Origin of the sequence: Paludicola sp. MB14-C6 (assembly GCF_030908625.1) — a bacterium.
Classification (GTDB): Bacteria; Bacillota; Clostridia; order Oscillospirales; family Ruminococcaceae; genus Paludihabitans.
On record NZ_CP133133.1, the window covers coordinates 2,129,830 to 2,153,799 of the forward strand.

Annotated in this window: 22 protein-coding genes; 19 read left to right on the forward strand and 3 right to left on the reverse strand. The window is 33.1% G+C overall.

Annotated elements, in window-relative coordinates:
• The first annotated feature begins 353 nt into the window (after nt 1–353).
• The 8 genes from RBG61_RS10160 to RBG61_RS10195 all read left to right on the forward strand — a co-directional run bounded on the left by RBG61_RS10160 (nt 354) and on the right by RBG61_RS10195 (nt 7,294).
• The gene (locus RBG61_RS10160; protein WP_307943163.1) at nt 354–1,739 is read left to right on the forward strand and encodes an SPFH domain-containing protein; all 1,386 of its coding nucleotides are present in this window, start codon (nt 354–356) and stop codon (nt 1,737–1,739) included.
• Between the two features lie 31 nt (nt 1,740–1,770).
• Nucleotides 1,771–1,923: a hypothetical protein gene (locus RBG61_RS10165; RefSeq protein ID WP_307943164.1), complete on the forward strand. Its 153-nt coding sequence runs from the start codon at nt 1,771–1,773 to the stop codon at nt 1,921–1,923.
• A 141-nt stretch (nt 1,924–2,064) separates the two neighbouring features.
• The gene (locus RBG61_RS10170; protein ID WP_307943165.1) at nt 2,065–2,886 is read left to right on the forward strand and encodes a hypothetical protein; all 822 of its coding nucleotides are present in this window, start codon (nt 2,065–2,067) and stop codon (nt 2,884–2,886) included.
• 74 nt (nt 2,887–2,960) lie between these two features.
• A complete protein-coding gene (locus RBG61_RS10175; protein WP_307943166.1) occupies nt 2,961–3,671 on the forward strand; it encodes a LytR/AlgR family response regulator transcription factor in 711 nt (236 codons plus the stop codon).
• Nucleotides 3,668–4,975 carry a sensor histidine kinase gene (locus RBG61_RS10180; protein WP_307943167.1) on the forward strand — a complete coding sequence of 436 codons (1,308 nt, stop codon included), beginning with the start codon at nt 3,668–3,670 and terminating at the stop codon, nt 4,973–4,975. The genes RBG61_RS10175 and RBG61_RS10180 overlap by 4 nt, the downstream gene beginning before the upstream one ends.
• A 100-nt stretch (nt 4,976–5,075) precedes the next feature.
• Nucleotides 5,076–5,678: an accessory gene regulator ArgB-like protein gene (locus RBG61_RS10185; protein ID WP_307943169.1), complete on the forward strand. Its 603-nt coding sequence runs from the start codon at nt 5,076–5,078 to the stop codon at nt 5,676–5,678.
• Entirely contained in the window at nt 5,659–5,802 is a 144-nt protein-coding gene (locus RBG61_RS10190) for a cyclic lactone autoinducer peptide (protein ID WP_307943170.1), read from the forward strand. The genes RBG61_RS10185 and RBG61_RS10190 overlap by 20 nt, the downstream gene beginning before the upstream one ends.
• Nucleotides 5,803–6,181: 379 nt before the next feature.
• Nucleotides 6,182–7,294 carry a hypothetical protein gene (locus RBG61_RS10195; RefSeq protein ID WP_307943171.1) on the forward strand — a complete coding sequence of 371 codons (1,113 nt, stop codon included), beginning with the start codon at nt 6,182–6,184 and terminating at the stop codon, nt 7,292–7,294.
• Between the two features lie 172 nt (nt 7,295–7,466).
• On the opposite strand, the gene RBG61_RS10200 is transcribed toward RBG61_RS10195, so the two are convergent.
• Complete coding sequence (locus tag RBG61_RS10200; protein ID WP_307943173.1) at nt 7,467–10,412, reverse strand: alpha-mannosidase; 2,946 nt, start codon at nt 10,410–10,412, stop codon at nt 7,467–7,469.
• A gap of 347 nt (nt 10,413–10,759) precedes the next feature.
• Here RBG61_RS10200 and RBG61_RS10205 point away from each other — a divergent pair, with 347 nt between their 5' ends.
• From RBG61_RS10205 to RBG61_RS10225, 5 genes are all read left to right on the forward strand, one after another.
• Complete coding sequence (locus RBG61_RS10205) at nt 10,760–11,401, forward strand: YdcF family protein (protein ID WP_307943175.1); 642 nt, start codon at nt 10,760–10,762, stop codon at nt 11,399–11,401.
• A gap of 131 nt (nt 11,402–11,532) precedes the next feature.
• Nucleotides 11,533–12,774: a M23 family metallopeptidase gene (locus RBG61_RS10210; RefSeq protein WP_307943177.1), complete on the forward strand. Its 1,242-nt coding sequence runs from the start codon at nt 11,533–11,535 to the stop codon at nt 12,772–12,774.
• A 17-nt stretch (nt 12,775–12,791) separates the two neighbouring features.
• Nucleotides 12,792–13,220 carry a GNAT family N-acetyltransferase gene (locus RBG61_RS10215; RefSeq protein WP_307943178.1) on the forward strand — a complete coding sequence of 143 codons (429 nt, stop codon included), beginning with the start codon at nt 12,792–12,794 and terminating at the stop codon, nt 13,218–13,220.
• Between the two features lie 212 nt (nt 13,221–13,432).
• Nucleotides 13,433–14,449 (forward strand): 3-deoxy-7-phosphoheptulonate synthase, encoded by a 1,017-nt coding sequence (aroF, locus tag RBG61_RS10220; protein WP_307943180.1) that lies wholly within the window; start codon nt 13,433–13,435, stop codon nt 14,447–14,449.
• Between the two features lie 127 nt (nt 14,450–14,576).
• Nucleotides 14,577–16,415: a methyl-accepting chemotaxis protein gene (locus tag RBG61_RS10225; RefSeq protein ID WP_307943181.1), complete on the forward strand. Its 1,839-nt coding sequence runs from the start codon at nt 14,577–14,579 to the stop codon at nt 16,413–16,415.
• 44 nt (nt 16,416–16,459) lie between these two features.
• Here the strand turns inward: RBG61_RS10225 and dusB are convergent, their stop codons facing one another.
• A complete protein-coding gene (gene dusB, locus RBG61_RS10230) occupies nt 16,460–17,434 on the reverse strand; it encodes a tRNA dihydrouridine synthase DusB (RefSeq protein WP_307943183.1) in 975 nt (324 codons plus the stop codon).
• 186 nt (nt 17,435–17,620) lie between these two features.
• Here dusB and polA point away from each other — a divergent pair, with 186 nt between their 5' ends.
• The 6 genes from polA to RBG61_RS10260 are packed head-to-tail and all read left to right on the forward strand — an operon-like array spanning nt 17,621 to nt 23,110.
• Nucleotides 17,621–20,167: a DNA polymerase I gene (gene polA / locus RBG61_RS10235; protein ID WP_307943184.1), complete on the forward strand. Its 2,547-nt coding sequence runs from the start codon at nt 17,621–17,623 to the stop codon at nt 20,165–20,167.
• 41 nt (nt 20,168–20,208) lie between these two features.
• Entirely contained in the window at nt 20,209–20,664 is a 456-nt protein-coding gene (locus tag RBG61_RS10240; protein WP_307943185.1) for a low molecular weight protein arginine phosphatase, read from the forward strand.
• On the forward strand, nt 20,657–21,103 hold the full coding sequence (gene rimI, locus RBG61_RS10245) for a ribosomal protein S18-alanine N-acetyltransferase (protein WP_307943186.1): 447 nt from the start codon (nt 20,657–20,659) through the stop codon (nt 21,101–21,103). The genes RBG61_RS10240 and rimI overlap by 8 nt, the downstream gene beginning before the upstream one ends.
• 15 nt (nt 21,104–21,118) lie before the next feature.
• The gene (locus tag RBG61_RS10250) at nt 21,119–21,658 is read left to right on the forward strand and encodes a GNAT family N-acetyltransferase (RefSeq protein ID WP_307943187.1); all 540 of its coding nucleotides are present in this window, start codon (nt 21,119–21,121) and stop codon (nt 21,656–21,658) included.
• Nucleotides 21,659–21,709: 51 nt separating this feature from the next.
• A complete protein-coding gene (gene tsaD / locus RBG61_RS10255; RefSeq protein WP_307943189.1) occupies nt 21,710–22,720 on the forward strand; it encodes a tRNA (adenosine(37)-N6)-threonylcarbamoyltransferase complex transferase subunit TsaD in 1,011 nt (336 codons plus the stop codon).
• A gap of 21 nt (nt 22,721–22,741) precedes the next feature.
• Nucleotides 22,742–23,110 carry an MmcQ/YjbR family DNA-binding protein gene (locus tag RBG61_RS10260; protein ID WP_307943190.1) on the forward strand — a complete coding sequence of 123 codons (369 nt, stop codon included), beginning with the start codon at nt 22,742–22,744 and terminating at the stop codon, nt 23,108–23,110.
• A gap of 184 nt (nt 23,111–23,294) precedes the next feature.
• On the opposite strand, the gene RBG61_RS10265 is transcribed toward RBG61_RS10260, so the two are convergent.
• Nucleotides 23,295–23,756 (reverse strand): NUDIX domain-containing protein, encoded by a 462-nt coding sequence (locus RBG61_RS10265; RefSeq protein ID WP_307943191.1) that lies wholly within the window; start codon nt 23,754–23,756, stop codon nt 23,295–23,297.
• Nucleotides 23,757–23,970 lie beyond the last annotated feature (214 nt).

Below are 23,970 nucleotides of genomic sequence, written 5' to 3' on the forward strand. Positions count from 1 at the left end.
AACTTGCTAGGAAAAAGATACGTCAACTTGTTGCTTTTAATTTAAACTGAGATAAAAAGAACTACCTTCTAATGATATTCAAGCTTTGAATGATTAGGAGGTAGTTTGTTTTTTAAGTTTGTAATTTCATTCCTGTTGTAAAATGATTATATAAGGCTATCAAATTACAAAACAAAGTAACGAAATATGGATATTTATATTGTTGAAATATGGTTATTGTTGTATAATAGGAAAAGCATAATTTTCTTAATTTTATAGATGATTCGAAAAATCATCAACAGTGAGATAAAGTTAATGCTGTTACAATCATTAATAGAGATTTATTTACTTTTTAGTTTGAAGGGAGTAAAAACATGGGATTGATTAAAGCAGGTATTGGTGCAGTTGGAGGTGTTATTTCTGACCAATGGAGAGAATATTTTTATTGTGAATCAATGGATGAAAGTGTTTTAGTAGCGAAAGGGCAAAAACGAATATCAAAACGTAGTTCTAACACAAAGGGTGAGCAAAATATTATTTCAAATGGTTCAATTATAGCTGTGAATGATGGCCAGTGTATGATTATCGTAGAACAAGGTAAGGTTGCAGAGCTTTGTGCTGAGCCAGGCGAATTTGTTTATGATGCTTCAACTGAACCAAGCGTTTTTTATGGTAATTTAAGTGATACGATTCCTGTAAGCTTTTCTTTGATTGGCAAGCGGTTTAAGATGGGCGGTGATTCAGGCAAGGATCAACGCATTTATTTCTTCAATACAAAAGAAATTTTAGGTAATAAATATGGTACAGCAAACCCTGTTCCATTTCGTGTAGTTGATAAAAATATCGGACTTGATATTGATATTTCAATTCGTTGCAATGGTGAATATTCATATAAAATAGTGAATCCTATGCTTTTTTATACCAATGTTTGTGGTAATGTAGAAGATACATATAGTCGTGATGAAATTGACAGCATGCTTAAATCTGAGTTGTTAACAGCTTTACAACCTGCATTTGCTAAAATATCTGAAATTGGAGTGCGCTATAGCGCAATACCTGGACACACAATGGAACTTGCAGATGCGCTTAATACTGTTCTTTCCGAAAAATGGAGTAAGTTGCGTGGTATTGAAATTGCTTCTTTGGGTGTTAATTCAGTTAATGCTTCTAAAGAAGATGAAGATATGATAAAGCAACTTCAAAAAAGTGCAGTTATGCGCAATCCAACGATGGCGGCTGCAGCAATGGTTGGTGCGCAATCAGATGCTATGAGGATGGCAGCTTCTAATGAAAATGGTGCTATGATGGGCTTTATGGGTATGGGTATGGCACAACAAGCCGGAGGAATAAACGCTCAGAATTTATTTGCTATGGGAAATCAACAACCTCAGCAGATTGATAATTGTGATGGCTGGAAATGTGAATGTGGTGCAACAGGTAACAACGGTAAATTTTGTTCACAATGTGGTAAGCCGAAACCAAGTGCTAATGATGAATGGATCTGTATTTGTGGCACTAAAAACATAGGTAAGTTTTGTTGCGAGTGTGCTAAGCCAAGACCAGAAAGTAACGGATGGACTTGTTCATGTGGAACAATTAACAAGGGAAAATTTTGTTGCGAGTGTGCAAAGCCTAAGCCGACAGATGCTTTGTTATACAAATGTGATAAATGCGGCTGGGAACCGTTAGATCCCCAACATCCACCTAAGTTCTGTCCGGAATGTGGTGACTTATTTAATAATAATGATATAAGTAGATAACTAAGGTAATAATCGAAAGAAGGTTTGGTATATGAATAAGTTTGGATTAACCGATGAGGTGTTAGATAGTCAAATTGTTGAAACAAAACAGGAAATTGATAAAAAATGTGAGTGTTGTGCAGGAGATATGGATTTTGATCCTAGTACAGGAGGACTTTTATGTCCTTTTTGTGGGCATAAATAAGAAATTGTTCATGAAAATGGGCATTCAAAAGCTCAAGAAATTGATTTTGACTCTGCTGAGAAAACTGAAAATTGTAATTGGGGTTCAGAAACTAAAATTGTTATTTGTAAATCTTGCGGGGGAGAGTCAATATATGACGTTTTGCAAATTGCAGGAGAATGTCCTTTTTGCGGTTCTAACCAAGTAATGGAGGAAAAAGGCAAGGATACCCTTGCTCCTAATGGAGTTTGTCCATTTAAAATCGATAAAAAACTTGCTGGGCTAAATTTCTTTAGTTGGATTAAACGTAAACTATTTTGTCCTAAAGAGGCAAAACAAAAAGCAAAGCCGGACGCTTTTAAAGGCGTTTATGTGCCTTATTGGACATTTGATACCAATACAATTTCTGAATATACGGCAAGATATGGCAAAAATCGAGAAGAGGATATAGGTGACGGTAAAACAAAAACTGTTACCGATTGGCATTTTACTAAAGGCATTTATGCTGAGGCAATCAATGATCAAGCAGTTATTGGAACAACGAATTATCCAACGAAAATGTTTGCATCAATAGAACCGTTTGACACAGAAAATAGTGTAGAATATAAGCCTGAATATCTTGCAGGTTTTATATCAGAACGCTACTCTATCGGATTAAAGGATGCATGGGAAAAAGCAAAATGTATGATTAAAACATTATTGTCTAAAAAAATTACCCAAAAGATAAAAAATGAAAACTTTGCGGATAGAGTAGATAGTTTGAATGTTCAGACGATTCATGAAAATATTACATATAAATACTTGTTGCTTCCTGTATGGATTTCTTCATTTCAATATAAAGGAAAAACATATCAATTTATAGTGAATGGTCAAACAGGTAAAGTCGGCGGTAAAGTACCTGTTTCAGTTTTACGTGTAACGGTGGCTGCTTTAATCGGTTTAGCAATTCTAATAGGAATATACCTGTTGAAAACACATGCATAATATTTTAGGCTAGGAAATAGCTTAAATTAAGATAATTATTTACTGATAAAAGTTAACAGGAGGTGTGTAATATGATGAATATTGCAATTTGCGATGATGATACCATTTTTTTAACCTTAATAAAAAATGAGATAGAAATTGAGTTATTAAAAAATAAAGTAGATTTTCATATTGATACATATAACAGTAGCGAAAAACTATTGAAAAAAGTAAACTCATTTCATTATGATATTTTATTTTTAGATATTGATATGCCGAATTTAACAGGAATAGATTTAGTAAATAATTATTTTCAGGAAGAAAATATATATATTATTTTTGTAACGAATAGGGATGATTTGGTTTTTGAAGCCCTACAATGTCAACCTATCAATTTTATAAGAAAGCAATATTTTAAAAAAGAATTACCGCCTGCAATATCTTCTTTTATAAAGAGGTTTTTTATTGAACATAAGTATTATGATTTTAAATATAATAAATCAATTAAGAGGGTAAAGCAATGTGATATTTTGTATATAGAAAGTAAGAAGCATTATATCAACGTTGTATGCGAAAAAATAGGCGATTCATTCACCATAAAATCGAGTATATCAAGTCTTGAGAAGGAGCTAAAGGACTCTTTTTTTATCCGAATCCATATGGGATATTTAGTTAACTCATTACATATAAAGCAAATTGGAAGTAGTTGTGTTGTGCTAGATAATGGTTTAAACTTGCCCGTAAGTAGATACAGGATGGAGGAAATAAAAAAAATATTTCATGCAAGTAGGAGATATTTACTATGAACGAAATAGTGGATTTCTTTTTTGAACTCTTAATAAATTTATTAGAGTTTTTAGTTATTATCGATTTTGTATCTAACTTTTTAGGATATAAATATGTAGGCATTACAAGGTTGATTGGTTTTCTTGTAGGGGTTGGTGTGAATTTTACATATATCACAGTTATAAATAGTGTAACACCTTTCGAAGGAATGGGTGGGCTTATTTCGTTAATGTTGGTGATTCTATATTGTATTGTTTTTACCAAAGGTTCTTTGCTATCAAAAATATTTATTTCTGCTACTACATTTATAACAATTCTTGTGATAAATATGGTTGTTTTAACTTTAGTAAGCTATATTACAAACTTAGATATTGTAAGTCTTATGAGTGAAGCCAGTTCTGCAAGATATGTTACAGTAATTATAACAAAGATTTTATTTTTCTTCATCACAAGAATTATATTGTTTTTTAAAGATAAGGATAATTATTCATTAAGCCGTTTTGAATGGATAGCACTCATTTCTATTATTCTTATCTCAATCATAATAAGTACTTTTGTTGTTGAAATTATTATAAAAAATCCCAATTTAAAAACAGGAAATATATTCGTTTTATTAACATCATTTGGTATTGTAACAATAGACATATTGACTTATTATTTATTGCTGAAACTAAGTAGAGATAATAATGATCGAATCAAATATATTATGCTTGAACAGGAATATAAATACCAAAAAAAGCATTTTGATGAAGTAAAAGAATTATACAATGATATCTCAAAAGCAAGACACGACTTAAAAAATCATTTTACATGTATTATGGGAATGATTGAATTAGATGAAAAACAACATGCTTTAGATTATATTCAACAAATTATGGAGGATAAAATAAACATAGGACCAAAATACGTTGAAACCAATAACCAAGCGGCAAATATTATTTTAAATAATAAATTAGCAATTTGTAAGGAACTATCCATTGATACAAAATGTTTTATTAATGGCAATCTGAGTGCAGTATCGGAAATTGATATTTGTATTTTACTTGGAAATATTCTTGATAACGCCATTGAAGCGTCTAAGTTATGCGAATCTCCTAAAATAACAATAGATATTCGTGGCAATAACGATTCTCTTCAAATATTAGTTGGAAATACAATCGTGAATTCGGTTTTAAAAGTCAATTCGATGTTTAAGACCAATAAAAAAGAAAAAAGACATCACGGCTATGGTGTTCAAAATATCAAAGGAATTGTATCAAAGTATAATGGAACAATAGATTATTATGAACAAGAAGATATGATTTATTGTAATATAATTATATGAAAAAATAAACCAATTGTGCACGGTTGCCTACCAATTGTGCACAAATGATTGCAATTTGTAAAAATATAGGTTATATTGTTTGTAGAGAAAATGATTAGGGGTGCTTGACATCATTACTTATCTTTCAAATAATATAACCAATTTTTTATGTAAAAAGGAAGTAATAAATTTACGAGATAAATCCATATATCAATATGGTTGTGAAGTAATAATATCTGCAATTGTGGGCTTTACACTAATATTAGTTACCGGAGTCATCTTAGAAGAAATACTTCTTTCGGTTGTTTTTCTTTTGGTTTTTGTTCCACTCAGAATGTTTACGGGCGGTTATCATGCCGATAATTATCTCAAATGTAATATTGTTTTCGAATGTCTTTTTTTGGCAACAATATTTTCAACCAGAATATTTATATCCTATTTTACTTATCCTGCAGTTATTTTATTTGGAGTGTTTAGTTTTATTACAATTCTTTGTTATGCACCTATAGAAAATGAAAATAAACCGCTAACAGAAGAGGAAAAGAAAAAGCATAAATTAACTGGCGCAATACTTTGTATTTTTTATGAGATTATTATATTATTAGTTTATCCCTTGGCATCTAAGTTGTCAGTAACGGCAACTATAACATTGTTTATAGTTACCGTACTAATATTATATCAAAAAGTAAAGGATGGTAATGATCATGAAAAATTCATCAACTAAATTGGCAAAAACAATTGCAAACATTAGTTTAAAGGCAGCAATCAAAGCATGCGGTGCAGCTTCCCTTTATGGATGCCATCAACCAAAAGAGCCTGAGGCTTTGAAAAACTTCAAACAAAACTAGATTTTCCTAAATCTTCCTAGCCCTTCCCGTTTTGCGTGATAATTTTTATGTATTCGTATTCTTATACATATACATACTATCACGCAAAACTCTTTTTTTAATATTGCATCTTGAAGCCACAGCGATTACTAATGAATTTAAAACCGATTTATATTGGGTATAAGTTGGTGCGCATTTTGATAAATGTAAAACCTTTAAATATTATTATAATTGTGATAAAATAAATATAATAAATTTCTTTATTTTTCACACCGCTAACGTGAATATAAGAGCTTATAATCATATGAAGAATAGTACAACTCTCATGTATGGTTGTTCTTTTTTTTATGATGTTTGAAGTATAGAAAATTTAATATATAAAAAGGGGAAGAACAAATCTATGAAGAAAATAGCCACACATTCTTTTGATTTATTAAAAAGAAGTTATAAAAGTTTTAGAGCGATTAGTTTTCTTCTTATTGCTGTTATTACTTGTGTAGGGATAGTTGGTTGTACCTATAGCCCTTTAAAGCCAAAGGAAAAAAACAATGCAAAAAGTAGCGAACTGCAACAAAAAGAAGTAAAAGATAACGATTTATCAATTAAAATAAATACAATCCAAGACCTTATAAAAATGGTTAATGACGTTAATAAAAAAGGCGCAAAGCATATAGGACAAGCCTATTCACTTAATGCTGACCTTGACTTAAAAGGAGTAGATCTTTCGCCAATAGGACAATCAGATCCCATTGTAATCAATGATGTAGCAACATCGGGTTTTAACGGTATATTTGATGGCCGCAATCATACGATTAGTAACTTAAATATTTTTATAAACGATAATCCTCAAACACAACAAATAACAGGAGCAGGTTTATTTGCTATTATCGGTAAACATGGTGTTGTTAAAAATTTAAATTTAAAAAATTGCGTTGTTAAAACTGGAAAAACAAATGAAATGAATGTAGGCTTGCTGGCAGGTGTATGTTATGGAGAAATTCTTAATTGCAATGTAAGTGGTACTGTTTCAGGACAAGTTACTGCAGGTGGATTGGTTGGAGAAGTTGGAGGAGAACTAGCAGATTATGAAAATATAGATAATAACTTTAAAGCACATATCAAAAATTGTGTGGCAGAAACTGATGTATCCGGTACTGCGGGAGTAGGCGGAATGTTTGGATCGGTTTATATGGGACTTATTGAAGATTGTACGGTAAGCGGTACAGTTTTTGCAACTAAATCTGAATTGGAAGTTGTATCTGGTACACCGTACAGGGTCGGCGGTTTTACAGGATTTGGTTATTATGCTGATTTTAATTGTTGTGAAAGTGATACTGCTTTAAAGATAGATGGTAAAGGAAATTGTATTGGCGTTTTTGCAGGAGGGGTTTCGAAAAGTAAAGTTGCCAACTGTAAATATAATTCGGATAAAGTAGAAAAAAGGAATATTATTGATTTTATTGACGATAGAGACGTAAGTAACTGTAATGGTTATGACATAAAAGCTAAATAGTAGTCTAATTTATAGAGTAACAAACGTTTAGTAAATGTGATATAACTGAAATCAATTAGAATAGTACTATTTCATACAAGAATATATAAATAAGTGGTAGCTTGAATTCAGCTACCACTTATTTTACTATATAATACTATTCAATTTAACTCAAAGCCTGAATTTTGCTTAGTTATTGTAACTTTAAAGTCTTAATTTCATATGGAGTAAAGTCAAGGCTAATTTCACCATTGATTGCTGTAAGCTTTTCAAGATCACGCTCAACAAGGTTACAAAGCGTTACATTTTCACATGCAACTTTAGCAGAAACAGTAGTTTTCACTCCGTATGCTTCATACATTCTTATAATAATAGCATCACTGTCTTCGGCCTTTTTAATAGTTTCTATGATAACATTATCGCTATTAACTATAATTGGTGCTTCATATTTTGCATTCGTTTTTCCTTGTAGTACTATTGGTTCAAAATTAAAGAAATAACCTGCTTTTGCGACTTTTGCTTGATGTTCATTTCCTATATGAGGATATACAGCATATTTAAATTTGTGATGTCCTTTATCTGCATTCTCTCCTGGATAGGTAGTACTTCTTAAAAGATTGATATCGAGAATATTGTCAATAGCTTTAAATCCATATTTGCTCTCACTTAATAATGCAAAGCCGTATTCGGAATCAGAAATATCAATCCATTTATGCGCTGAAATTTCATATTTTGCAATATCCCATGTAGTATTTCGACATGTAGGCCTTTTGATATTACCAAATTGTATATTACAGGTTGCATCAGTTGTATACACTTCAGCATTAAATGATGAGCGTAACATTTTGTGTGTTTCTTGCCAATCTACGTCAGTATCAAACACTAGAATGTTGCTGTCTTTTGTAAGAATGATTTTTTGAGTTAATTTTGAGTTATTAAAGCTGTATTCTTGCTCCATAATAGCAGTCGGACCATCTATATATGTTTTTTGAGAAGTCAATTCAAAATATCTTGGTTCTTGCTCATCATAATAAATGTCGAAATCCCATGCATCACCATCGTCATAATATACAGCTAATCTGTTTGCAGGTTTGCCTTTTTCAATGGTTTCTTTCTTGTTTATTTTGTCATAAATTGAAACAATGTTACCTTCTTCATTGAAGTTTACGCAAAGTGCTTCATTTTCAATAGTTGATGTGTTTACATAAATATCATTGAATTCAGTTTCAATGTCCGCAGTAGTAACGCTTGCACTTCCCAATGCAGGAAGGTTCACTTTATACCAGTCGCCGTGAATGTTTATATACTCATTTCTGGCAAAGGAAAGTGAGTTAAACAAAGTGTATCCCTCACCGTTTTGAGCAAGTTTTTCATAGCGACTCTTAGTAAGAGATTTTATTTCTTCTAAAATTGTTTCATATCGTTGCGTTGTTTCATCATATACACGTTTAATAGAAGAGCCTGGCAAAATATCATGGAATTGGTATAAAAGGACTTCTTTCCAGTATTTTTCAATTGTTTCACGAGGATAATCATTTGCAAGCACGCAAGCATATTCCAATTCTCTTAGTGCATTTTCTGCTTTACGGTTGTACATCTTATTTTTAGCTTGTGTAGTGTAAGTTCCTCTGTGACATTCAAAATAGAGTTCACCAATCCATGTTCTATAGTTTTCCTTGTTTTTATTGATGATTTCAAAATAATCGGATGCAAAACGTTGCTCAATAGGTGAGAAATCAGCTAAATTTTTTATTCTATCTAAACGCTCAAGATGATGGCTTGCAGGTCCTCCACCGCCATTTCCTATTCCGAACAAAACCAATGCGTCTTCAATCAGTCCTTTTTCACGATAGTTTTTTTCGCAACGACGAATTGTTTCAGGAGTAGCTGGGCTATTATAAGTCTCTTCAGGAAGCATTGTAGTAAGCACTTTACTGCCATCAATACCTTGCCAATTGAAAGTATGGTATGGGAAAGGATTTTGATGATTCCATGAAAGCTTTTGTGTCATGAAATAAGGTACATCGCTTTTTGCCATTATTTGAGGCAACGCACCGCTATAACCGAATACATCGGGCAGCCAAACATTTTTTACGTCGATGCCAAATTCATCTTTATAATATTTTTTGCCATACATAACCTGCCTTACAAGTGCTTCACCACCTGAAATGTTGGTATCTGCTTCAACCCACATAGCACCTTGAATTTCAAAACGTTTTTCGGCAATACGTTCTTTTATTTGTTCATAAAGTGCAGGATAGTATTCTTTTATCCATAAAAATAGTTGTGGCTGACTTGCACCAAATTTGTAATCAGGATATTTTTCCATCAAACGCATTACAGTTGAAAAAGTTCTTGCGCCTTTACGAATCGTTTCACGTATTGGCCATAGCCATGCAAGGTCAATATGTGCGTGACCAATAGCTGAAAGCTTTAGTGATGGAGTCCCGCCTTTTTTATCAAGCTCTTTTTTTAGTATTGCACGAGCTTTTTTTGCCTCTTCTTCTGTATAATCATACAATTCATTTTGCGCTTGGTTAAGGGTGTTTAAAATAGCATGATAATGAGGAGAATCTTTGCTCAGTTCATTCATTGCATAATAAAGCACTTGCATATCATAATAGAGCCCTCTAAGCTCCGGATAACGTATTGCAATGGCAGCTTGCTTCAGTTTTCCTTCTTCACAAAGCCTACCAAACAAATCGTTGCAGCCACCGTCTACCCAAATATCAATGTTATTGTTCTTACTGATTAGGTTTAATGGTACGACTCTTTTCGCTGCAGGTTCATATTCATAAGCCGATGTTCCCGTTGTTAATCCAATAACGGCATTTCCGTTTTCATCTACAACTAAACCTTCGCCGTTAATATCAATCAATAAAACGATATCATCATTTATGTTTTTTTCAGGAACTTTTCCTTTAAAGTGAAACCATGCACAATCGAAAATATTTGTTCCCCATTTGTCTTCTTCTCTAAGTTCTATTTTTTCGCCGCTTGTACGCTTTTCAAACGGAACTGGTTCAGCGGTTTTATAAGCAGTAACTTCAAGTTTCTCAATTTCCTTATAGTAAGCATTTTTGAGTTTTTCCATTGTTTTATTAATGCGATATACATGTCTTTGAGTTTGATATGGCATAATAATTCTCCTCTAATTTAATAAAAATTTGCAATAAAACTTTAGTTGTTCTTTAGCCTATTTTCATAGACTAATTATTTTTTTGTCAAACCGATAACATTATACTATAAATTTGTTGAATAGAGAAATCATAATGATGCTAAATAATAAATATTACAATTTGTTCACAATTATAGAATGTAACAAAAGTTAATTGTTATGATAAATCAATTATAATCGTTGTTGTTGCAGATATTAACTTTAGGGAATATAATATTCTTTTTAGAATGTTTTTATGTTTCAAAGGATAATAAAATTTAGCGATTAAAAATACAGCAAGAACCATGTGGAAAGAGAAGGGATTTACTATGAACAAAGCGGATGAATGCGCAAAAATTATATGGGATTATATGGTGATGAAAATGCCTTTGCAAAAATGTGAATGTATTTTTGTATTAGGAAGCAATGATGTTCGAGTAGCCGAGTATGTATCTCAACTGTTATTAGATGGATATGGCGATTATATCGTCTTTTCAGGTGGGTATGGGAATTTTACAAAAGGAACTTTTAAAAAGCCGGAAGCAGATTTATTTGCAGAAATAGCAATTTCAATGGGCGTATCGGAAAATAAAATATTGATTGAAAACAAAGCGACCAATACCGGAGAGAATGTTCATTTTACTTTGGATTTGTTAGAAAAGCGAGGATTAAAACCACAAAGCTGGTTATTAGTGCAAAAGCCTTTTATGGAAAGAAGAAGCTATGCTACCTTTAAAAAGGTGCTGCCGAATGCAAAAGCAATTGTTACTTCACCTCAAATTGCGTTTGAAGAATATGATAATGAAATCATATCAAAAGAGGCGTTAATATATACTGTAGCAGGTGATATGCAACGTATCATCGAATATCCTAAAAAGGGATATATGATTGAACAAGATGTGCCGAAAGAGGTAGTAGAGGCAATGAATTGCATAATTCAAATGGGCTATACAGAGCATTTGTTAAAATAATAGAAATGTAATTTGCGTGTTTGTGAGTAAGGCTTGCATGATTATACATGGATAATTGAGTGGGATTTTAATTGCTATCGCTAGAAAAATATGGTACAATTAAATTACATACATATAAGGTGGATGATGGCATGAAAAAAGCATATAAAATCAGCGTATTTGTTCTAATCGTTGCTATTTTAATAACAAGCATATTCGGCTACCAAAACTATCAAAAATATACCAAGACAAGGCCCATTAATGTGAACGGTATCCTTGTTAATAAAGAATTGGTAGCGTGTAAAAGTTATGAGGTAACCCATAGTTTTTTAAATGGTGTAATTCAAAGGAAACGCAATTTTATAGATTCAAAAGAAATCATGCAGCAAATAACCGTAAAAGGAAATAAACTGATTATAGAAACTGATGCAGAAGTAACAATCAAAGATACTAAATTTCAAAAAGAGATTTTTAAAGGAACTACTGAAGCATTAAAAGATTTTGTATTTACTAAGCAGGGAACTTATATGGTAAAAGCTCAGAGAAATTACAATGATAAATATGGAAAAGGTATTGTTCACTATGAGTTTTTAGCAGAAATAACAGAAAGTCTTGAAATTCATTTGTCCAATGAGAAGCCAAAGCAAGGGGAACTTGTAAAATTAGAAGTCTTAGGAACTTTCCCCAATTCTAAAGTTGCAGTAAAAGGCGATTTTCTCCCATCACATAGCTTTTATAATAAAGATGGCATCATGGAGCTTTATATACCGATTACTTATTATAAACCGGCTCAATCATATGATATGAAGTTGCAAGTGAATGATACAATTTATCCATTTACATTGGATGTCCAAAAAGAAAAATTTACGCAATTACATTTTACTGTGAGTGAATCTGTTACGAATAGTACAGTAAACAGCGATGCAGCGAATATTGAATATAAAAATAAAATTCATCCTTTATATAAAACAATGGATAGTAATAAATACTGGGTAAATTATTTTATAAAGCCAATTCAAGAAACACGAATTTCATCCGCCTTTGGTCAAGAGAGATATGTTAATAATGCAACAACTCCAACCCGTCATTCAGGAATTGATTACGCTGCACCCGAAGGAACTGAAGTAGTTGCCACGAATAATGGGAAAGTGGAGTTTGCGGAATTTGTTCAACTTACGGGAAACACAATTGTAATCGATCATGGCCTTGGTGTAAAAAGCTATCATTTCCATCTATCAAGTATCAACGTAAAAGCAGGAGATATTGTGAAACAAGGTCAACTGATTGGTAAAGTAGGAACAACAGGCTTTTCAACGGGACCTCATCTCCATTTTCAGATGAGTATTCAAAATCAACCGATTAACCCGGAATTGATGTATCAAATAAAGTTTTAAAAACAGGAGGCATCATAATGATTATTCGAAGAGTAACTTCTGATGATTATATGGATATATATAACATTAATAAAGAGAGTTTAGGCTATGATTATTCCGAGGATAAAACGAAAATGCAATTAGAAAAAATAATGCAATTACAAAGTAATATTATTTTTGTAGCGCAACAGGAAAATCATGTGATAGGTTATATTCATCTTTCTGAATATGAAAATACTTATCATGATAGCTTAAAGAATATTGTTACTTTTGCAGTTGCAAAAAATTATCAAAATCATGGTGTTGGTGAAAAATTGATTACAGCAGCTGAAGAATGGGCGAAAGAAAGCGGCTCAAGGGGAATACGTCTAGTAACCGGTCATGAAAGGAAAGCAGCACGAAAATTTTATGCAAAGCATGGTTATGAGCTTCGAAAAGAACAAAGCAATTTAATCAAATGGTTTTAGTATGAAGCTAAAGCTAAAAAACGGTTAATCTAATAATAAAAAAATCATTTTCTCCATATCACAATTTTTTTGTGGTGTGGAGTTTTTTGTATGTTGGTGTTATAATAATTACAATTGTTCCAAAATGGAAGAAACATAAACTTGACATTCGCATAAAATAGAGTTATACTTTAAAGCGTTAAAACTTAAAAGCAAGAAAGCGAGGTATTGCAATGATTGTAATATTAAAACCAGAAGCAAATCAAACAGCTGTAGATCATTTAATTCACAACTTTGAAGAAATGGGGTTATCAACACATTATAGTCAGGGTGCACATACCACCTTAATTGGCTTAATTGGAGATACTTCAAAAATTGATATGGATATTATCAGTGCCAATGAAATAGTGGCATCTGTAAAACGTATTTCTGAGCCATATAAAGCAACGAATCGAAAATTTCATCCTAACGACACAATAATTGAAATAAACGGAAAAAAATTCGGAGAAGGCTTTTTTAATGTAATTGCAGGTCCATGTTCAATCGAAAGCGAAGAACAATTGATTTCTATTGCAAAAGACGTAAAAAAGAGTGGCGCCAGTTTTCTAAGGGGTGGTGCGTTTAAACCAAGGACTTCTCCATATGCATTCCAAGGGTTACAAAACGAAGGCTTGAAGTTATTATCTCAAGCTAAAAAAGAAACTGGTTTACCAATCGTAACGGAAATTATGAATTTGAATCATATAGATTTATTTAACGATGTAGACGTAATTCAAGTTGGCGCTAGAAATATGCAGAATTTCGAAATGCTAAAAGAATTAGGCCAATGTGATAAGCCTATTTTGTTAAAACGAGGTTTATCTAATACGATAGAAGAGTGGCTTATGAGTGCAGAATATATTATGGCAGGTGGAAATAACAATATTATTTTGTGTGAACGTGGAATTCGTACATTTGAAACGATGACGCGTAACACACTCGACATTTCAGCTATTCCGTTACTAAAGAAAATATCTCATTTGCCGGTTATTGTCGATCCAAGCCATGCGACCGGTATTCCATGGCTGGTAAAACCACTTGCAAAGGCAGCGGTAGTTGCTGGTGCAGACGGTGTCATGATAGAAGTACACAATAATCCTGCAAAAGCATTATGTGACGGACCACAATCGTTAACGCCTATTGAATTTGATCATGTTATGAAAATAATTGATTCTATGGTTGCTACGGAATTAAAAAAAATGAATAGGTAAATAATTGTATAAATTTTAGAAAATTATTTATTATTTTATTAAAAAATTATCCATTTGTTATAAGTAATTGTAAAGTTGTGTCGATAATACACACGAAGGAATTTATTTTGACAAAGGGAGATTTGACATGAAGAAAGAAAAGATAATTAAGATTAAACAGGCAATAGAACAAGGTAAATTAAAAAAAGCGGCAAAGCAATCTACAATACTTCGATTCGTTCAGTATACTTCAATGGCACTTATTATAATTGCAATCATCATGTCTACTTTAGTAATAAACGCTGATATAAGATTAAATCAGCTTAATGTAAATAAAATGACTATAATAGACAGTTTGCATCAATTAAGTCAAGATTCAGCATATCTATCATCAGAAACTAGGGCTTATGCTTTGAATTTGGATCCACAACGTAATGATAGCTATATTCAAGGACTTGCAAAATGGAATCAATCAACAGCTAAGTATAATGATTTGAAAAAGTTCTGGCTAAATGATGAAGAAAATAGAATTTTAGATGGGTTTAAAAATACAGCTCAACAGTTAAGAGAAACAGAAAAAATGGTTTTATCAGAAACTGATAAAGACAGAATAAAAGATGTAGTTGCACTGGTTACCGGTTCACAATATTCTAATGGTGTTGAATTGACCCGTGATCTATCAGCAAGGATAAGTAAGTTAATCAATCAACGATATAATGCTTCTATTGCACAAGCGGAAAAAGAAACAGAATTTCTTCGAATACTCGGAATGATAAGTGGCTCTTTGGCCGTAATTATCCAAGGAATTTGCTTGCTATATGTTATGTTAAAGCTTATGAATCCTGTTAAGAAGATTTATCGTGAAATGATCGAAATTTCACAAGGTAATTTATCATCTCATTTTGATATGAAGCGTGATACTTCTGAAATTGGTACTTTAGCACATTCTATTCATGAAACTAAGGATTTCTTAAAACGCATGATAGATGATATAAGCAATATTTTAGGTAATATGTCAAAAGGAAATTACAATCAAGAAGTAACGGCTGATTATATCGGCGAATTTGCTCAGATAAAAGAATCTTTAAACATTATCTTAAATTCTTCTAATACTGTTTTATCTCAAATTAGTCAAGCTTCTATGCAAGTTGCATCAGGTTCAGAACAAGTAGCTTCCGGAGCTCAAGCATTATCTCATGGTGCAACAGAACAAGCAAGCTCTATAGAAGAGCTTTCAGCAGTTATTACTCAAATTTCTGATAAGATTCGTTTGAATGCACAAAATGCGGGTGAAGCGAATAGAGTAACCGAGGTCGCTTCCAATACTTTATTACAAAGTAATGACCAAATGGGACAAATGATTGGTGCGATGGCTGAAATTAGCGAGGCATCTAATGAAATTAGTAAAATTATTAAAACAATTGATGATATTGCGTTCCAAACAAACATATTAGCTTTAAATGCAGCTGTTGAAGCAGCACGTGCCGGTGCTGCAGGTAAAGGCTTTGCAGTTGTAGCAGAAGAAGTTCGAAATCTTGCAAGTAAGAGTGCACAAGCTGCTAAAACAACAACAGATCTTATTGAAGAAGCAATAGAATCCGTTGAAAACGGTAAGCATATTGTAGATTCAACTGCACAATCATTAGGAGCAGTTGTAGAAAATGCGAAAAAAGCAGCACTGCTTATTAACGATATTGCGATAGCATCCAATGAACAAGCAGAGTCTATTAACCAAGTAACGCAAGGTGTTGATCAAATTTCCGGAGTTGTTCAAACAAATTCAGCTACTGCAGAGGAAAGTGCTGCAGCGAGTGAAGAGCTATCCAGTCAATCACAATTACTAAACAGTTTGATTGAAAAATTTGAATTAAGAGACTATACCCAAGAACAAACGCTTCCAATAGAAACGGAAGAGCATGATTCATCAATTGAGTATCACGAAGAAAATCTATCCCCAATGCAAGAATTAGTTGGTAGTAAATATTAATAGAAATAGAAAAGCGATTCACTTTATTCGGTGAATCGCTTTTGCTATATTCTTTTTTTTACTTCTTGAATGAGATCTCTTAAATCGTCTAATGTGGATAATTGTCCGCAAGCATGGCGAAATCCTGCTGCACCATTTGAGCCTTTAATATACCAAGCGGCATGTTTTCTTGCCTCACGCATACCCATTTTTTCACCTTTGAGCTTTACTATAAGTGAAATATGCTCATACATCACATCCAACCTCTCGTTAATGGATGGTTCGGATAGTGATTCGCCTGTTTCAAGATACGTTTTAATTTGTTGAAAAATCCAAGGTCTCCCGTAGGTTCCTTGCCCTACCATTACTAAATCGCAACCTGTATAATCATACATATGTTTAGCATCTATCGCCGTTACAATTCCCCCATTACCGATTACAGGAATAGAAATCGCTTGCTTTACGGCTTTGATAATATCAAGATCGATTGGTGGATGATACATTTGCTGCTTTGTTCGTCCATGTATTGTAATAGCACTTGCACCTGCTTGCTCCATCATTTTTGCGAATGGAACAGCATTAACGGATTCATCATCCCAGCCTTTTCGAATTTTCACTGTAATTGGAATATCCGTAACCTTTGTCATTGCATGCACCAATTCTGCGGCAAGTTCAGGCGTTTTCATTAAAGCACTCCCACAACCGTTGCCGGCTACTTTAGGAACAGGACACCCCATATTAACATCAATAATTTGAGGTTTGTATTTACTTGCTATCACAGCGGCTTTCGCCATGAATTCAGGGCTGTCACCAAACAGTTGAACTGCCATTGGATATTCATATTTCGTTACTTCCAGTAATTCATTGGATTTTCGATCAGAATAACATAATCCTTTTGCGCTTGCCATTTCTCCGATTACATAGCTTGCACCGTATTTTTTGCACATATAACGATATGCTCTGTCGGCAACGGATGCCATTGGTGCTAAACATGCCGTTTTATCTATAGTAACATTTCCTATTTTTATTGTTTCTAACACACTGAAACCTACCTTTTTGTTGAATAATCTCTATAATAGTGGTATACTTATGCTATATGGGCTTGACCCAAACCTACATTTTATAACCTATTATCCGTAATGTATTTACAAAAGTTATTATACTAGATTATTTTCTTATTATCAATACAATGAAAATTTCAATAATTAAAGAATAGAGGTATTACATTGAAACTATTAGCAGTCGATGGAAACAGCATATTAAACCGAGCTTTTTATGGTGTGCGTCCACTAACAACCAAAGAAGGAATCCATACCAATGCTATTTTTGGATTTTTAAATATCTTGATGAAGCTCGAGCGGGAACTTGAGCCAAATGCAGTTGCCATTGCTTTTGATGTTTCAAGAAAGACATTTCGAAATGAGCAATATGCAGAATATAAAGCAAATCGTAAAGGAATGCCTGAAGAATTAGCACAACAACTTCCTTATATCAAAGAAATATTGTCGTTAATGGGCTATGTTCTTGTTATGAAAGAAGGCTATGAAGGCGACGATATTTTAGGCACATTAGCTTTAGAATGTACAAAACAAGTTGATTGGCAATGTGTTGTTGCAACTGGAGACAGAGATTGTTTGCAGCTTGTGAATGACGATGTATGCGTAAGTTTAGCCAAAACAAAAGAAAACATTCTTTATACACCTAATTTAGTAGAGCAGGATTTTGGCGTTACACCTACGCAAATCATTGAGCTAAAAGCTTTGATGGGAGATAGTTCCGATAATATTCCAGGCGTAAGAGGAATAGGTGAAAAAACAGCAGTAACGCTGATTCAAAAGAACAAAAATATTGATAAAATATATGAAGATGTACAAGCAATCGAGGCTACCCCAAGAGTGAAAAAACTTTTGGAAGATGGAAAAGAAAATGCTTTTTTAAGCCGTCAACTTGCAACAATTTGTTGTGAAGTACCGATTGACTTAGATTTATCTCATTATCATAAACAAGATGCAGACATAGAACAGCTATCCGCTTTAATGACAAAATTAGAAATGTTTAGCTTTTTTGAAAAGTTGAACTTAACCAATACTTTTTCCAACAACGAACAAGCAACTGAAACGATTTCATTTACAATAAAAGAACATGCATCTTTAGAAGATGTAAAAAAAGCAATGCAAGTGACTGATAAGTTGTTTATTATTTATAACGAAGAACAACTTCTCATTAACATTCATAATACCATTTTGGTTATAGCTGAGGAGTTAGAGCAGGTGCTGTCTTTCTTAGGTCAAAACAACATCCCAATTCAAACCTTTATGGCAAAACCGTTGATTAAAGCAATCAAATGTCAAGGCTTTGATGATGTGAATTTATCCTTTGATTTGGAATTGGCGGCATATTTATTAAGTCCAAGTTCGAAAGGCTATGATTTAAAGACATTGGCAAATCGACATTTGGGTATGATGAAATTTGATATAGAAGAGCAGTATTTAGATATTGCATATTTACCGTATTTATGCAAAGCGTTAGAACAAGAACTCAAAGCCGAGAATATGTGGAAACTGTATTTAGATATTGAGTTACCATTATGCGAAGTGCTAGCCGATATGGAGATTGAAGGCTTTGCTATTGATGTTAATGGTGTAGAGAAATTTGGTAAGCGTTTAGAAAATGATATTGCATTTATAACGAATCAAATTTATTCTCTTGCAGGAGAAAAATTTAATATCAACTCTACTAAGGAGCTTGGAAATATTCTTTTTGAAAAGCTTGGCTTACCTGCAAAGAAAAAAACAAAAACAGGTTATTCCACAAATGTTGAAGTATTAGAAAGCTTAATGGATAAGCATGAAATTATTCCTGCAATTATGGAATATCGAAAGATGACAAAGCTGCAATCCACTTATGTTGTTGGCTTATTAAAAGTTGTTGGCGAAGATAAGCGTGTTCACTCAACCTTTAATCAAACCGAAACCAGAACGGGAAGAATCAGCTCTACTGAACCTAACGTACAAAATATTCCAGTTCGAACGCCGTTGGGAAGTGAAATTCGCAAATTCTTTGTTGCAAGAGATGGATTTACACTGGTAGATGCCGACTATTCACAAATTGAATTGCGTATTTTGGCGCATATCGCAAATGACCAAAATATGATTAATGCGTTTTTACATGGCGATGATATTCATGCAATGACGGCTTCACAAGTTTTTCATTGTCCAATGGAAGAAATGACAAGTGAATTAAGAAGCCGAGCAAAAGCGATTAACTTTGGCATCGTATATGGTATCGGTGCATATTCACTTTCTCAAGATATCAATGTATCTGTAGCAGAAGCAAAAGCATATATTAACGCTTATTTAGAAACTTATAGCGGCGTTGCAAACTACATGAAAAATATCATTGAGCAAGCACAAAAAGATGGGTTTGTAACTACGCTGTATGGAAGAAAACGTGATTTAGCCGATATCAATGCAACGAATAAAATGGTAAAGGCATTTGCAGAGCGTGTTGCTTTAAATACACCAATCCAAGGTACGGCAGCAGATATTATAAAGCTTGCAATGATTAAGGTTCATGCAAGAATTAAGAAAGAAGGTCTTGATGCAAGACTGATTTTACAAGTACACGATGAATTGATTGTAGAAGCGCCAACGATACAAGCTCCAATGATTAAAGCAATGTTAAAAGAAGAGATGGAAAGCGCAGCAAAATTACACATACCTTTATTGGTGGATGCTCATAACGGTGAAAACTGGTATGTCGCAAAAGGCTAATGGATTAGAAAAATTCATTTTGAGGGGAAAGGTGAAATGCAATGATAAATATACTTGTGATTTGTACAGGAAATACCTGTAGAAGTCCTATGGCAGAAGGTATTATCCGAAAACTGATTGCGGATAAAAAATTAGACGGTATTTCTGTTTCAAGTATGGGCTTAGCCGCTTATTATGGAGATACAGCAAGCACGTATTCTGTTGATGTAATGCAAGAAATTGAAATTGACATTCAATCTCATCGATCCAAACGGGTACTGTTAAAGGACCTAAATGAAGCAAATTATATTTATGTAATGACTCAGCAACATAAAAATGTAATAGTAGATGCTTGCCCCGAAAATGAATGTAAAATCAAGGTGCTTGATATTCCAGATCCATTCGGACGAGATATTGAGCAATATCGGGAATGTCGAGATGCTTTAATTGCTTATTTTAGTAAAGAACTCGAGTATATTATAGACGAGCAAAAGAAAGAGGAACAAAAGAATGGCTGAAATTATTCCAATGCAGCAAGAACACGTTGAGCAGGTTTGTGATATTGGAAAAGAATGCTTTTCTATTCCATGGTCATTAGATGGTGTAAAAGCGGAATTAAATAATCCTCATTCCGTAACGTTGGTTGCAATGGAGGATCATAGTGTAGTTGGTTTTGTGAATGCACATTGTATTTATGGGGAAGGTTATATTAACAATATTGCAGTAACTAAAAGCTATCGTAGACATGGAATCGGATTTTTATTGGTACAAGCCTTGACTGATTATGGAGAGCAAAATAAAATTGATTTTTTTACGCTTGAGGTAAGGCGTTCCAATGAAAATGCAATTATGTTCTATGAAAAGCATGGCTTTCAAAAAGTGGGCGAGCGCAAACGCTTTTATGAAAAGCCTGTGGAAGATGCAATGCTATATACTCGCAGTTTGAATAATAATTAATAGAGAGGTTTAAAAATGGAAAAAAACAAAAACTATAACGTTGAACTTGCAACTTATGAGGACATCGAGGAAATTGACGAATTGTTTAATGCTGTACATGATTATTTAGAAACACATGTAAACTATCCAGGTTGGAAACGAGGAGTTTATCCAGCACGTGAAGATGCTATTGGTGGAGTTCAAAAGCATAATTTGTTTGTTTTAAGAGTCGATGGAGAAATTGCAGGAACAATTGCTTTTTTCCATCAACCTGAACCCGCTTATCTACCAGTGAAATGGCAAATTGATATAGATTATAGCCAAGTAACAGTAATACACACAGTTACTGTTCATCCAAAGTTTTTCAAGCAAGGACTTGCAAAATTGCTAATGGATTTTGCAAAGGAATATAGCATAAATAATAATATAAAAAGTATTCGTTTGGATGTTTCAGAGAAAAATATTCCTGCTATTGCTTTATATGAAAAGAGTGGATACAAATATATAGATACTGTGGACCTTGGTTTAAATATACCAGATTTAAAGTGGTTTAAACTATATGAGTTAGTTTTGTAATTACGCTTATATGAATGAACAATTTGATTAGAAAAAGAAGGACTACAAAGAATGAAAATACTTGCAATAGAAACTTCATGTGATGAAACAGCCGTAGCAATCGTAGAAGACGGTGTAAATGTATTATCAAGCGTGGTTGCAACGCAAATAGCAGAGCACCGATTATATGGCGGCGTTGTACCCGAAATTGCCTCCCGCAGACATTGCGAAAGCATTGTTGGAGTAACAGATGAAGCGTTGTTACAAGCAAATATGACTTTAGATGATGTGGATGCAATTGCAGTAACGTATGCACCGGGATTAATTGGTGCACTACTGGTTGGTGTGAACTTTGCGAAAGGGCTCAGTTTGGCTGCAAATAAGCCACTAATTCCTGTTCATCATATTCGATCTCATATTGCAGCAAACTATATTGCTCATCCACAATTAAAACCTCCATTTTTATGTTTGGTAGTATCGGGTGGACATAGTCATATTATTGAAGTAAAAGATTATACCGACTTTCATGTTATAGGAAGAACACGTGATGATGCAGCAGGCGAGGCTTTTGATAAAGCAGCACGTGCAATGGGCTATCCATATCCAGGCGGAATTGAAATTGATAAAGCAGCTCAACAAGGTAACAAAGATGCATATAAACTTCCACGACCTAAAGTAGACGGTTGTGAATATGACTTTAGTTTTTCAGGATTAAAAACAGCCGTACTAAATTTACTTCATAATTCCGAACAAAAGGGAATTGAAGTGAATAAAGTAGATTTATGTGCAAGCTTTCAACATGCAGTTTGCGATATTGTTGCTGAAAAGACAATGCACGCAGCTGAAACGACTGGTTACAAAAATATTGTTGTTGCAGGTGGAGTGAGTGCAAACTCAGGAATTCGTGCGAGATTAACCGAGGAATGCAAAAAACGTGGATACCAATTATTTATTCCACCATTAAAATATTGTGGTGACAATGCAGCAATGGTTGGAAGCCAAGCTTATTATGAATTCTTAAAAGGAAATGTAGCAGGACTTGACTTGAATGCAGTAGCAAGCTTGCCAATTGATGAAGTATAAATCAACTTAGGTGGTGACAGCATGACTGTTCAAGAAATAATTGATATTTGTTTATCTTACCATGGAGCATATATTGATTATCCGTTTGGAGAAATCCCAATTTGTATAAAAGTATGTAATCATATTTTTGCGCAAGTATATCCAAAAGCATCTGATTGTAAGATTACTCTTAAATGTGATGCAATGTATGGTGATTTTTATCGGACAAAATATAAAAATACAGTTGTGCGAGGATATCATTGCACACCGATTCAACAGCCTTATTGGAATACCATATATTTAAACGGTATTGTCGATGACAATGAATTAAAGCAAATGATAGAACATGCTTACGTAGTCGTGGTAAACAAATTAACAAAAAAAGAAAAACTGGAACTTAAGCATTCTTAATATATTATTAACCCATATGCATATGATAAGTGACGTAGGAAATAATACAAAACGTAGGGATGTTGTCCCTACGTTTGTTATGTTATACTAATTTCATTTAAAATAATCCTTAAATATTTTGGGAAAAGCTTGATTTATGCGGTTTTTTCAAAATCATTAACTATAATTTTAAATGAAATTAGTATTACTCTACTTTTCCAAGATAAACAGGCGATGAAATATTTTCGTTTTCTTGTAATATGTTTACTAATGCTTTAGGATAAAAGTTAAATGTTTCAAGCTTAGAAATTGGAACCCATTCGAATCCGATTTCTTCCGCAATATCGCTAGTAGCTTTGTTGATATCGGGACGAGTTTTCAAATCGCATTGAAACATATATTCAATTTGGTGTAACTCACCAACGGTTGTAAAAAAGTTTTCTCCAATATATTCTCTTACTAGTGCAAGGTTATGTATGTTAATTTCTGCGCCAAGCTCTTCAATACATTCTCTTTTTAAAGCTTCATGGAGAGTTTCGCCCCAATCTTGACCTCCGCCTGGAAGAATATACATGATGGATTTTTTATCACAAGCAATGACTTTTGATAACAGTATTTCATGATTTTCAATAATAATAGCTTTTGCGCTGTTGCGAATGGATGTCATATTATAATCCCCTTAATAGTTAGTATATTTAGTTTATCACTCTGAAAAGAAAAATTCAACAATATGTATTTACAAAAACTACAAAACGAATCAACTTGTTTTTCTTGTGAAAAAAATAACATGATTTAAGATTTTAGACATAATTATTAAAAAAAACCCCTTGACTTGTAGACTTTTTGTCAATATAATAGTATTTGAGGAAGATTGGTTTTCT

What these genes read in the sequence shown, in the direction of transcription:
- RBG61_RS10260 (WP_307943190.1), top strand. Translation starts at nt 22,742, where the DNA reads ATGACTGTTCAAGAAATAATTGATATTTGTTTATCTTACCATGGAGCA.
- rimI (WP_307943186.1), top strand. Translation starts at nt 20,657, where the DNA reads ATGGCTGAAATTATTCCAATGCAGCAAGAACACGTTGAGCAGGTTTGT.
- aroF (WP_307943180.1), top strand. Translation starts at nt 13,433, where the DNA reads ATGATTGTAATATTAAAACCAGAAGCAAATCAAACAGCTGTAGATCAT.
- RBG61_RS10190 (WP_307943170.1), top strand. Translation starts at nt 5,659, where the DNA reads ATGAAAAATTCATCAACTAAATTGGCAAAAACAATTGCAAACATTAGT.
- RBG61_RS10265 (WP_307943191.1), bottom strand. Translation starts at nt 23,756, where the DNA reads ATGACATCCATTCGCAACAGCGCAAAAGCTATTATTATTGAAAATCAT.
- RBG61_RS10225 (WP_307943181.1), top strand. Translation starts at nt 14,577, where the DNA reads ATGAAGAAAGAAAAGATAATTAAGATTAAACAGGCAATAGAACAAGGT.
- RBG61_RS10250 (WP_307943187.1), top strand. Translation starts at nt 21,119, where the DNA reads ATGGAAAAAAACAAAAACTATAACGTTGAACTTGCAACTTATGAGGAC.
- RBG61_RS10195 (WP_307943171.1), top strand. Translation starts at nt 6,182, where the DNA reads ATGAAGAAAATAGCCACACATTCTTTTGATTTATTAAAAAGAAGTTAT.
- RBG61_RS10180 (WP_307943167.1), top strand. Translation starts at nt 3,668, where the DNA reads ATGAACGAAATAGTGGATTTCTTTTTTGAACTCTTAATAAATTTATTA.
- RBG61_RS10200 (WP_307943173.1), bottom strand. Translation starts at nt 10,412, where the DNA reads ATGCCATATCAAACTCAAAGACATGTATATCGCATTAATAAAACAATG.
- RBG61_RS10175 (WP_307943166.1), top strand. Translation starts at nt 2,961, where the DNA reads ATGAATATTGCAATTTGCGATGATGATACCATTTTTTTAACCTTAATA.
- RBG61_RS10240 (WP_307943185.1), top strand. Translation starts at nt 20,209, where the DNA reads ATGATAAATATACTTGTGATTTGTACAGGAAATACCTGTAGAAGTCCT.
- RBG61_RS10160 (WP_307943163.1), top strand. Translation starts at nt 354, where the DNA reads ATGGGATTGATTAAAGCAGGTATTGGTGCAGTTGGAGGTGTTATTTCT.
- tsaD (WP_307943189.1), top strand. Translation starts at nt 21,710, where the DNA reads ATGAAAATACTTGCAATAGAAACTTCATGTGATGAAACAGCCGTAGCA.
- RBG61_RS10215 (WP_307943178.1), top strand. Translation starts at nt 12,792, where the DNA reads ATGATTATTCGAAGAGTAACTTCTGATGATTATATGGATATATATAAC.
- RBG61_RS10205 (WP_307943175.1), top strand. Translation starts at nt 10,760, where the DNA reads ATGAACAAAGCGGATGAATGCGCAAAAATTATATGGGATTATATGGTG.
- RBG61_RS10210 (WP_307943177.1), top strand. Translation starts at nt 11,533, where the DNA reads ATGAAAAAAGCATATAAAATCAGCGTATTTGTTCTAATCGTTGCTATT.
- RBG61_RS10165 (WP_307943164.1), top strand. Translation starts at nt 1,771, where the DNA reads ATGAATAAGTTTGGATTAACCGATGAGGTGTTAGATAGTCAAATTGTT.